This is a genomic window from Desulfovibrio sp. SGI.169 (assembly GCF_050313595.1).
Taxonomy (GTDB): domain Bacteria; phylum Desulfobacterota; class Desulfovibrionia; order Desulfovibrionales; family Desulfovibrionaceae; genus Desulfovibrio.
The window spans coordinates 44270-54851 of record NZ_JBNPLS010000017.1; the positions used below are offsets into that span (position 1 = coordinate 44270).

Below are 10582 nucleotides of genomic sequence, written 5' to 3' on the forward strand. Positions count from 1 at the left end.
AAGCTCCGCGCCGGCTGACGCGGAGCTTTCAAATTTGGCGTCAACCCTTCTGCGATACCGCCCCACCCCAACCCGCCCAGGAAGAAGTCAGGCGAAGCCGGGCGCCTGTCCTGTGTTTTTCAACGCCAAAGCTCTTCCAACCGTCGCCGTTGCGCCGCTTCTTCATCCAGGCGAATGCGCTCCAGATCGTTCAGCAGTGCGCGGGCCGCGTTTTCCAGAGCTTCTGGCGGGCCGCTATTGTCCACCAGCAGATCACACGCCGCTTCCTTGCGGCTTTCCGGCCATTGCCAGGCTTCCAGAGCGGCGGCTTTTTCCTCGTTCCATCCTCTGCTGTCCATGATCCGTTGCAGGCGTAGCGACAGGGGGCAATGCACGCCAACGGTAAGCGGCGTCGGGCTGAACGCGTTTTGCCAGCCGCATTCAAAATACAGCGGCACTTCGGCCACGGCCAGGGGGGCGTTCGCCGACTCCTGCTCATACCAGAAGTTTTCGATGGCTATCCGCACAAGGGCGTGAACCGTTTCTTCCACATCGCGGCGCAAAAGCGGGTCCGCGCGCATGGCCGTCAGCAGGGCGGTCTTGTCCACGCCGCCATCTTTTGCGGAAACTCGCCCTCCGCAACGTCGCTCCAACCAGGCGGCGGCCTCGCCGCCCGGCGCGTACAGATCAGCCACCACGGCATCGGCGCTGACCGTGGGCAGGCCCTGGGCCGCCAAAAGCCCGGTGAGCGCCGATTTGCCGCTGCCCGGATTGCCGGTAATCACCACTCGCCGCATGCGGCGGCAGGCCGCCAGGGCCGCCAGCGGCATATCCTCTGGAGGCGGACAGACGAATTGCATTTCTTCGCCGCTGCCTGGATGGATAAAGGCCAGACGCCAGGCGTGCAGCATCTGGCGCGGGGCCAGATCACGCGCCGGTGAGGGCGCATAAAGCCTGTCGCCCAGCAGGGGATGCCCCAGATGGGCCAGGTGTACGCGGATCTGATGGGTGCGCCCGGTATGGATGCGAACCGCCAGCAGCGAAACCCGCTTGTCAGGGGCATGCCAGAGCCGCCTCCAGGTGGTGTGGGCGGCTTTGCCGCCGCGCGCCTCAGGCAGCACGGTCATTTTGACCTTGGCCGTGGGGTGACGGCCCAGCGCTTCGCGGCATTCGCCCCGCTCCGGCGGCAGGCCGCTGACCAGAGCCAGGTACTCCTTGCGAACCTCACGCCGGGCGAAAGCCGCGCTGAGAGCCAGTCGCGCGGCTTCGTTCAGGGCCACCAGCAAAAGTCCGCTGGTGTCTTTATCCAGGCGGTGCACAATGCCGGGACGCAGGCCGTCCAGACGCGCCAACTGCGGAAAGCGCCCAAGCAGACGCTGCACCAGGGTGTGTTCCTGACAGGAAGGGCAGGGATGCACGGTGAGCCCGGCGGGCTTGTTGCAGACTACCAGGCTGGCGTCCTGCCAGATCAGTTCAAGATGCCCTTCCTCGGCGGCAAGCGTGTTTTCCGTGCGCGGCAGGCACAGAAGCACGCGCTGGCCAGATTTCACTCTGGCGTCGGGCCGCGTCGCGGGCAGCCCATCCACCTGGCAGCGCCCCGCCAAAACCGCTTTTTGCAAGGCCGCGCGAGACATGTCCGGCAGGGCATCCCGCAATGCCCGATCCAGGCGTAACCCGGCGGTTTTCGCTGTAATCAGCAGTTCGATATGGTTCACGGACGCGATACCGCCGGAGTGGAGAGAGTGCGCAACCGGTCGACAAAGCGTACGGGCCGGTAGAGATTTTTCAACTCCGCGCCGGGGGTGATGGAGGTAACCACGGCCCGGCCAAGGATGAAGCGCGCGTTGTCGTCGCCGTTTTCAATAATCCGCACTCCCCAGACATTGTGAAAGATGGCGGCTCTGCCCTTGTAGTTGCCCACATAAAGGGTAATGTGCCCGCGCATGCCCACCAAGCTCAAAAAGGGTATGCCGTTGGCCAGGATCAGGGCTTCCTTTTCTTCGGCGCTCAGGCCATCTAGGGGCTGCACCACGCCGGAGCGCGCCTGGGCGGCGGAGTTGCGCGGCAACCAGATGCCAAAGGGCGTGAACAGCTCACGAGTCAGGGCGGAGCAGTCCCGTTCGCCAAACATGCCGCCCCAGCCGTAGCGCTGGCCCATCATCGCATTGCCGACTCTGGCCACATTGCCGGCGGTCAGCGGCAATGGCTTGGGCGCGGCATCGCCCCCGCGTAAGGTAATCTCGGCGCTGCGGGCCATGCCGTCAGCGCCCCTGATGGGGGCCAGCACACGCAAGCCGCCGTCCGAATTCTCGCCCGCCAAAGGCAGTATCGCGCCTATATTGGCCTGGCTGTCGTCGCCGTTGCGACCGGTTCCGGGCAAAATCACCTTGTCGCGCAGCAAAGCCGCGTATCGGCTGTTGCGCCAGAGGCTTTTGAAATTTTCGTCCACCAGGGCCACATCCTCGGCATCCACCCAGCCGCCGGCCACCGGGCATTCCACGAAATGCCAACGACCGTCCAGACTGGTATGGGCGACAAACACAGGCGTGCCTGGCGGCAGCAGGGAATATTGAAAATAGTCAAATGGGTTGGCCCTGGGGTCGGGCGTGGGTTCGGAAAAGCGGGCCTCATGCGTGGGCATTTCGCGCAGATCAGCATTCCGCACGATGATGGCGGCCTGCGCCCGCGAGGGAAAGGCGCTCAGATGGGCGTTGCGGCTTATGGCGTCCCATTCGTTCTGGTTCCAGCGTACATTGCCGTATTTAAAACCGCGCGCCTTGTGAAAAATGGCCGCCACATCGCGTTTGCGCATGGAGGTTTTGCCCATCTCCCAAGGGCCAAAGAAAATCCGGTTAAAGCGCGCGTCCTGGGCAGCCTGTTGCCAAGCGTCAAGCAGCGGTTTGTCCGAACCGACAGCGGCGGCATAGGCGTTCAGGTCTTGCGGAAAATGGCACACATCCGCCACAGTGCCCATCCAGGGCGGCAAATCTCCTTCACGAGTGGGCGTCTGCCTGCCGCCGCAAGCCGTGAGCAGCAGCAGACAGAAAACGGGCAGGATGAAACGAAAGCATGGTTGCATAGGCTTTTCCTTCTCTGACGGAAAACGCGCCGTATCGCGCCGGCGCAATGGCGCGCCTGTGCGGTATATAACATCAGCTGGCCTGTTCCGGCAATGTTCTGTTTTCAGTCTGGATATCTTGACTGCATGAATGATGCAAAAATATGTAATCAATTCATCATACCATCTAGCATTTACCAGAATGGCAGCTAATGTCAGGCGGCGGTTCAATTTAATTTTCATAAAGCTGTATTATACGCTAAAAAATAAATTTATATCCTGAAAAAAAATATTTTTGTATATTTGTATTATAATAGTTATATACTTATAATTGTATATATTAAATACTTTATAAATACAAAATTTGTTTTTTGAACATTCCTCATATTGAAAACGCAATACAATCTAATGATATATTTGAACTATTTTTAGATTTTTGCTCAAACAATTTATTGCATTGAGAGATAATGATGCCGGCCAAGGAAAAAAAGCAGGCGCAATTTTGCTGCTTTGCAACATATTGCGCTGAATATGCTGAAAAATCCGCTCGTCACGAAACGCGTGAGGCTCAGGAAGAAACGGACGGGCCGGGCGACGCTTTTCTTTGTGCGACCCTTCGCGCGGCCCCTGCCTCCTGAAGTTTTCATACGATTGCCCTATTGCGGATACACCCGCCGCAAGGTACAAAGCGGCCCATGCAAGATATCTCGATCTGGACCATCCTTCCGTTATGGTGCGGCGGCCTGCTGGGCATCGGCATGAACGCCGCGGCGGCTCTGCCTCTGATAATCGCGTTGACGCTGCTCATCGGGCGGCGCGGCCAGGCCCGCCTCTGCGCCTATGGCGCGGCCCGGCTGGCCGGGCTGACATTTGGCCTGTCCTGGCTCGCCCTGCCGGGCATGTTTGCCGCCCTCCATTCCCTGCTGTCCGGGCTGAGCGCCGCCGGCCAGCGTATGTCCGCCATCTCTTTAGCCAGCCCGCCCATGCTTGGCTGCAGCCTTCCCCTCCTGCTCTGGCTGGCCGGCATTCTGTGCGCCGCTCTGCTGCGCCGCGCCTGCGTCGGCGCGCCCCTGCCTCCGCGCCGCCGGCCGGAGGAAGACCGTCACGCCACAGCCGCCATCAAAGGAAGGCTGCTGCTCTGCGCTCTGACGGCCCTGTGCTTTTTCTCCACCTATGTTCTCCACAACTGGCCGTTCATCGCCCTGCCGCCTGGCATGGATCTCGGTCGGGCGGCAGGGGCGGTGTTCAGCAACGCTCTGCACAAATATTTCATGGCTTTTACCCCGGCAGGCGCCCTGGCCCTGCTTTTTCTGCTGCGAGCGCGGCGCGGCGCGGCCGCGGCCGGTTTCGACGAAAATCAAACGGCTCTGGCCGCGCGCTGGTGCGCTCTCTGGGCCACGGTGGGTTATATTCCTTTCTGTCTGGATCGCTGGGGAATACTGCTGGGTTATCTGCTGCGGGGCGCGACGCCAGACTGGCTTCTGCCGCAGCTCTATGCCCTGATTCCGCTCACGGCGGCCGTGGCCTGCTGGGGCACGCTACTGGGCATGGGCAACCCCCTGCGCCGCTCCTGGCTCATGGGGCTGGGCGTTGCGCTGCTGGCGCTTGGGGAAAGCCTGCCCTTCATCCTGATGCTGGCCTGATGTGGCCGCATGGTTCGCGCAATCCGCATTCCGGGGTACCGCTTGGCCGTCAGCCTGTTTTGCGGCCTGCCTGCGCCTTGCCCGGCGGCGCCTGAAAGCTTATCCTGACGCAAAATCTTCCATTTTACGCCACGGAGGGATCACATGGCGCGTCGCCTTTGTCTGCTTCTGCTTCTGCTTTGCTGCGCAATTCCGGCTCAGGCCGCGCAGCGATCCTTCACCCAGTTCAGCGCGGATCTGCCCGACGGCTGGGACGGACAGGAACGCACGGCCTTCAGCACCGGCAGCCAGGACGAATACATGCTGGTGCTTGGCAAGCAGGATCAGGAACGGGAACGTTTTTTGGCCCAGATCAGCATCTATCTGCTGCCCAACACGCCCAAATCCACTGCCGAAGGCTTCGCCCGCAGCATGACGGAACTGCAGGGCGACGCCACCGAACCCCGCCGCGAGGGGCATTTCTGGACGTTCAGCGGCGTGCCGCGCAACCAGACGGTGAAAGGACAGGCCGTCACCAGAGTCGCCGCCACGCCGGAATGGCTTCTGATCATTATTGCCCAGGATCCGGAGCAGATGGGCGCGGACAAGATTGTGGACAGCCTCAGGGGCGTGACGCCTGAGGCCAGGGCCATACTGGGCCGATAGAGGAGAGCGAGCCGGCAAGCCAGCCGCGGGATGTGGAAAACAGACATGCGGAGCGCGGAAGCCCCCGGCGCGACCGCGCCCCGCATGTTTATGCGTTGTGCCAGCCCAGAAACATCCTGTAGGCCGGGTTGTCCGACTCGTCCACATGCGGGTAGCCCATGCGCTCCACCCGCGTCAGAAATTCCTCAAACGCCTCCCGCTGTTCGCCCGGCACGTCAAAGCCCATCAGCACCCGCCCGAAGTCAGCCCCATGATAGCGGTACTGGAAAAGGGTGATATTGAATTCCACGCGCATGGCGTCCATAAGATCCAGCAAGGTGCCGGGCCGCTCTGGAAAAGAAAAGCGCAGCAATCGCTCGTTGCTCACCTGCGGCGCGTTGCCGCCCACCATGTGCCGCAGGTGCAGCTTGGCAAGCTCGTTGTCGCCGAGGTCAAGAACCGTGAAGCCCTGCTCGCGCAGATCGGCCAGCACTTCGGCCGCGTCCCCGCGCCCCTTGATTTTGATGCCCACCAGCACCCGCGCCTTTTCCGGGTCCGCGAAGCGGGTGCACAGTTCGGTAATGCTGCGCTTGCCGATGGCCGAACAGAGATGGCGGAAGCTGCCCACCTTTTCCGGAATGGTCACGGCCAGCAGCGCCTCGCGTTCCGCGCCGATTTCCGAGCGATCCACCACATGGCTGAGGCGGTCAAAATTCATGTTTGCGCCGCTGACAATGGCGGCCAGAGTGGCGTCCCTGATGCCGCTGGCGGCGACATAGGCGCGCAGCCCGGCCAGGGACAAGGCCCCGGCGGGCTCCGCCACCACGCGGGTATCCTCGAAAATATCCTTGATGGCCCCGCAGATGGCGTCTGTATCCACGGTGATGATGTCGTCCAGCAAATCACGACAGAGGGCGAAGGTTTCCTCCCCCACCAGCTTCACGGCCACGCCGTCGGCAAACAGGCCCACTTCGCTGAGTTCCACCGGGTAACCGGCCATGATGGAACGGCGCATGGCGTCGGAATCCACAGGTTCCACGCCAATGAGCCGGATGTCCGGGCGCAGGTGCTTGATGTAGGCGGCCACCCCCGCGGCCAGACCGCCGCCGCCGATGGGCACGAAGACCGCATGGATGTCGTCCGGGTGCTGCCGCAGAATTTCCATGCCGATGGTGCCCTGCCCGGCTATCACGTCCAGGTCTTCAAAGGGCGGGATGAACACCGCGCCGCTCTGACGGATGAGTTCCTGAGTGTGCCGCCAGGCGTCGCTGAAAGACTCGCCGGAAAGCACCACTTGCCCGCCCAGCCGCCGCACCGCCGAAATTTTGATGGCCGGGGTTGTCACAGGCATGACAATGGTGGCTTCACAGCCCAAACGCTGGGCGGAAAGGGCCACGCCCTGAGCATGGTTGCCCGCCGAAGCGGCAATGACGCCGCGCCGCAGCTCATCGGGCGAAAGACGGGCCATCTTGTTGTACGCGCCACGCAGCTTGAAAGAAAAGACCGGCTGCAAATCCTCGCGCTTGAGCAACACCTTGTTGCCCAGTCGCCGCGACAGGCTCACGGCCTCGTCCAGAGGGGTTTCCACCGCCACATCATAGACGCGGCTCAAAAGAATGCGGTTCAGATACTCGCTGTGATCGTGCATGAATATGTCCTCGACTGGGTAAAAACCGCGCCCAAGGGCCTAAAGTCGCGCCGGATAGGCGGCGCGCCTGACCTTGCGCGTAATCCTTTTTGTGTACACCCGGCGAGCGCGCTTCTCAAGCCTCAATCATGCCTCCGGCACGCCCAAAAGGCGAAGCGCCAACGGCATGCCAGCCCGCGCGGCACTCGCAAACAGAGGCTTATGGAAAAAAGTGGATTTCCCGTAGAAAAACTGTATGCTCCGCATCAGCCGCAATGGGCGCGGAACCGCTGGCCGCCATTTCGCTGCCGGCGATCTGGCTGGCATGCCGCTTCTAGTGTCTCATTGCAAAAATTCCGCGCGGAATTCCGCGAAGAACTTTTGCGGGATCGTTGGCGAAAAAACGTGGTTTTCGCAAATGAACCCGGCCACGCCGTCACTCCCGCGCGTATTCGAAAAAGCCGGCGCATGCCTGATGCGTAACCCTCCGGAGAAAAAAATACTGATTTTGGGCGCGGCCCTGCCCGCTGCGTCAGATGCCGGGCTGCGTTCTCTGTGCCAAAGTTGGGAAGCGATGCTGATCCCCTGGCTTATGCCGGAGCAACTGTGTCATATCCGGCGCTTTGCACCGAAGGGGGCGGCCCTCTCCGCGCGCGCCTCCCGCCTGCTGGCGCGTCTGCTGCTGCTGCGCGGGCTTCAGGTTCTGGAAGGCCCGTCGCGACCCGGCATCCGTCTTGGCGGAGACGCATGGGGCCGCCCGCTGCTTCCAGGCTGGCGCGTATGCTTCAGCCATAGCGGGCAGGCCGCCTTCTGCGCCCTGTGCCGTGGACGGGGGCCAGGCAACTTTCAGAAACGAAAAAAAGAGCGGCCTGAGACCGGACATGCCGCGTGTTCCGTCTGGGAAAAGGGCCTGGGGCTGGACGCCGAAGCCCTGAACGCTTCTCCCCCGGCGGCGCGCGCCTTCACCGCAAGCCCCGTGCAATGTCTCGCTGCCCGCGACGCATTGCGCCGCTGGACCATCAAGGAAGCCGCGCTCAAAGCGCTGGGCACGGGCCTGAGGCTTGATCCGGCTCTGATTCAGAGCGGCCTGCGCGGCCAGCGCGCGGGCCTGTTGCGCATTCAGGGCCAGAGTCTGTTCTGGCGGGTTCTGGCCTGCCCCGGTCACTGGCTCTGCCTGGCATGCGACGAGGAGGCGCCTCCGTCAATCCGCCTGCGCTGGCTGAATACCGCCGGAACAGGGGATGCCTGAACACCGGAGAACCTTCATTGGCCTTCGACTCTCAAGGGCTGCGGCATCTTTATGCGCATGGGGCTGCTGCCGGGGCAAAACCTGGGGCATGCGTCGCGCGGCACGACGTTTTCCGGGCCTGCGGACGGCATCCACCCCGAACATTTTGACAAAAAACGGACACTTGTTATGCTGCGTCCGCATCACGAATGTGTAACAGCCCTTGACCGGCAGGAGAGCCATGTCTTTCACATCCTGGCTGCAACGTATTTTCAGCCCCCCCACCACCTCCGGCGGCGATGCCGACCTGGAGGACGAAACCTCCGGCTTTGAATGGAACCAGAACGTTCGCATTGTTCTGGCCCTGATTGTCGTTTTTGTCTCGGCCCTGGTGGTCTGGTGGATAGTCTCATGAGCGCGCGACACTGCTGGCGTCTCACCGTGCGCGACGAATTTTCGGCAGGACACGCCCTGAGGCACTACCAGGGCAAATGCGAGCGCCCGCACGGTCACAATTTCGGGGTGGAACTTTGCGTGGAAGGCCATGAACTCACGCCGGACACCGAATTGCTGTTGGATTTCAAAGTATTGAAAACCGTGCTCAAGGATGTGCTGCGCGATCTGGATCATTGCGTGCTTAACGAAACGCCGCCCTTTGACCGCATCAACCCCTCTTCGGAAAACCTTTCCCGCCATATCTGGCGCGGGGTGGCCGACCGCCTGGCCGCAAACCCGGATCCGCAGGCCCGCGCCGTGCGGCTAGTCAGCGTGAGCGTGTCTGAAAAAGGCAGCCAGAGCGCCACCTATCTGGAACTGACCTAACGCATGCCCCAGGCGCTCTGCCTTCTCCACGCCAACTGCCAGGGCGACGCTCTGCGGCCCCTGCTGGAAAATACGCCGGACTTCGCACGGCATTTTCACATCCGGCAGTACGTGAACTATACCCGCCAGAGCATCGCCGAGGCGGATCTGGAGCAATGTGCGCTCTTCCTGTACCAACGCCTGGCCCCGCACTGGGGCGCGCTGTCCACGGAGCAAATGCTGCCGCGCCTGCCAACAGGCTGCCAACGCATTGAAATTCCAAATCTTTTCTTCAAAGGTTACTGGCCGTTCTGGACCAATGCCGTCCAGAGCATCGACTTTGCCGACAGCCTGCTGGAACGCCTGCTGGCCCAGGGGCTTGCGCCGGAAGAAACGCTGAATCTCTACCTGCGTGGCGAACCGGCCCTGCTGGGCGATGTGGCCGCCGTGGCTGAGGCGTCCCTGGCACGGGAGGAAGAGAAAGAGACGAATTGTCCCATCCGTTGCGCGCCGCTGCTGCGGGAACGCTGGCGGGAAGAGCAGTTGTTCATCACCGTCAATCATCCGGGCAGAACCTTGCTCTTTCATCTGGCGGACAGCCTGCTGCGCCTGCTGGACCTGGGCGGCCTGCCGGAAGAGGCGCGCCGCGCCTACGTTCATCCGCAGGAAGACTTCTGGCTGCCCCTCCACCCCGCTCTGGGTCAGCTGCTGGGCCTGCCCTTTGCCTACCGCGAACGGCGTTACCCGGTGTTTGCCGCCCGGCTTACCCATCGGGAATATACATCCTGTTACCTGGCCTGCCGACGGCACGGCGTGGACGATTTGCTGACCCTGTTGAGCAACCTGCCGCCCAGCGGCGCGTGCCCGACAGGCTGACAGAAGCCGCCACGCCCCTGGCTTGTGGCGCGTTGCGCACGCGCCCCGACGCTTGTCCCCCGCCACGCCATTCCGTACACTGAGCGGAATTCATATCCGCCATAACATAACAAACAAGGAGAATCTCATGAATGTGCTTTTAATCAACGGAAGCCCGCACCTCAAGGGCTGCACGTATACAGCCCTGCGCACCGTGGCGGACCAGCTGGAAAAAAACGGTCTGGACACGCACATTCTGCAAATGGGCGGCAAAGCCGTACGCGGCTGTATTGCCTGTCGCAAGTGCGTCGATACCGGGCACTGCGTGTTTACGGACGACCCGGTCAACGAGGCTGTTGACCGACTGCGCGAAGCCGACGCGCTGGTGGTGGGTTCGCCAGTCTATTATGCCGGGCCCAACGGTTCCATCTGCGCTTTTCTGGATCGCATGTTCTATATGAAATCCGCGCCCTACGCCCTCAAACCGGCCGCCGCCGTGGTCAGTTGCCGCCGGGGCGGGGCCAGCGCCTCTTTCGACCGACTGAACAAGTACTTCACCATTGCGCGCATGCCCGTGGTGGCGTCCCAGTACTGGAATTCCGTGCATGGCAATACGCCCTCGGAGGTGCTTCAGGACAAGGAGGGCTTGCAGACCATGCGCACCCTGGGCGACAATATGGCCTGGCTGCTCAAGTGCATCGCCGCAGGCCAGGCCGCCGGGGTGGAGCGTCCCACGCCTGAACCCTGGGAAGGCACCAACTTCATCC

General features: G+C 62.0%; 10 protein-coding genes. 7 read left to right on the top strand and 3 right to left on the bottom strand.

Going from position 1 to position 10582, the window contains the following annotated elements:
• Window positions 1–119: 119 nt before the first annotated feature.
• Together ACQRA4_RS09620 and ACQRA4_RS09625 are read right to left on the bottom strand one after the other, a co-directional pair.
• Entirely contained in the window at window positions 120–1694 is a 1575-nt protein-coding gene (locus ACQRA4_RS09620; protein ID WP_427822860.1) for a dephospho-CoA kinase, read from the bottom strand.
• Window positions 1691–3058 (bottom strand): NlpC/P60 family N-terminal domain-containing protein, encoded by a 1368-nt coding sequence (locus tag ACQRA4_RS09625; protein WP_427822861.1) that lies wholly within the window; start codon window positions 3056–3058, stop codon window positions 1691–1693. Before ACQRA4_RS09625 ends, ACQRA4_RS09620 begins: the two co-directional genes overlap by 4 nt.
• 674 nt (window positions 3059–3732) lie before the next feature.
• Here ACQRA4_RS09625 and ACQRA4_RS09630 point away from each other — a divergent pair.
• Window positions 3733–4680, top strand: coding sequence for a spidroin-2 (locus ACQRA4_RS09630; RefSeq protein ID WP_427822862.1), 948 nt, complete (start codon window positions 3733–3735; stop codon window positions 4678–4680).
• Between the two features lie 144 nt (window positions 4681–4824).
• A complete protein-coding gene (locus ACQRA4_RS09635) occupies window positions 4825–5325 on the top strand; it encodes a protoporphyrinogen oxidase (RefSeq protein WP_427822863.1) in 501 nt (166 codons plus the stop codon).
• A gap of 88 nt (window positions 5326–5413) precedes the next feature.
• On the opposite strand, the gene ilvA is transcribed toward ACQRA4_RS09635, so the two are convergent.
• A complete protein-coding gene (gene ilvA, locus ACQRA4_RS09640) occupies window positions 5414–6952 on the bottom strand; it encodes a threonine ammonia-lyase, biosynthetic (RefSeq protein WP_427822864.1) in 1539 nt (512 codons plus the stop codon).
• A gap of 454 nt (window positions 6953–7406) precedes the next feature.
• Between ilvA and ACQRA4_RS09645 the strand changes: the two genes are divergently transcribed.
• The 5 genes from ACQRA4_RS09645 to ACQRA4_RS09665 all read left to right on the top strand — a co-directional run.
• A complete protein-coding gene (locus tag ACQRA4_RS09645; protein ID WP_427822865.1) occupies window positions 7407–8180 on the top strand; it encodes a 4'-phosphopantetheinyl transferase superfamily protein in 774 nt (257 codons plus the stop codon).
• A gap of 220 nt (window positions 8181–8400) precedes the next feature.
• A complete protein-coding gene (locus ACQRA4_RS09650; RefSeq protein WP_427822866.1) occupies window positions 8401–8574 on the top strand; it encodes a hypothetical protein in 174 nt (57 codons plus the stop codon).
• Entirely contained in the window at window positions 8571–8981 is a 411-nt protein-coding gene (locus tag ACQRA4_RS09655; protein ID WP_427822867.1) for a 6-pyruvoyl trahydropterin synthase family protein, read from the top strand. Before ACQRA4_RS09650 ends, ACQRA4_RS09655 begins: the two co-directional genes overlap by 4 nt.
• Before the next feature lie 3 nt (window positions 8982–8984).
• A complete protein-coding gene (locus ACQRA4_RS09660; protein WP_427822868.1) occupies window positions 8985–9836 on the top strand; it encodes a WcbI family polysaccharide biosynthesis putative acetyltransferase in 852 nt (283 codons plus the stop codon).
• A gap of 127 nt (window positions 9837–9963) precedes the next feature.
• On the top strand, window positions 9964–10582 hold a 619-nt coding region (locus tag ACQRA4_RS09665; protein ID WP_427822869.1), incomplete at its 3' end, for a flavodoxin family protein.